The sequence below is a fragment of the Hymenobacter lapidiphilus genome (assembly GCF_003417065.2).
Taxonomy (GTDB): Bacteria; Bacteroidota; Bacteroidia; order Cytophagales; family Hymenobacteraceae; genus Hymenobacter.
Map to the genome: position 1 here is coordinate 1 of NZ_QVLT01000083.1, position 393 is coordinate 393.

At 56.0% G+C, this 393-nt stretch carries 1 pseudogene; it reads left to right on the forward strand.

The features are described from left to right. Nucleotides 1-122: 122 nt before the first annotated feature. A pseudogene (locus tag D0N36_RS19865) lies at nucleotides 123-393 on the forward strand (transposase); the annotation flags it as partial.

Below are 393 nucleotides of genomic sequence, written 5' to 3' on the forward strand. Positions count from 1 at the left end.
ACCACGCCAAACGGCTTAAGACCTTGCGCGGCCTCACGCCACATGAATTTGTCTGTGCCGAGTGGCAGAAAAACCCCGTTAACTTTACCCAGGACCCGACCCACCTCACGCTGGGACTATACACCTATTACAACTGGAAAAAGAAATACGGCGGGCTGGGCGTGCCCGAGTTGCGCCGTTTAAAACAGTTGGAAGAAGAGAACCAGCAGCTCAAACAGCTGGTCACGGACCTGAGCCTGGACAAGCAGATGCTGCAGGATGTACTCAAAAAAAAGTTCTGAAGCCCGTGCAGCGTCGCCACGTGGCTCAACACTTACGCGACGCCTATCGCATCTCGACCCGCCGAGCCTGCCAGCTCGTATCGCTACAGCGGTCGAGCTGGTATTACCAGCC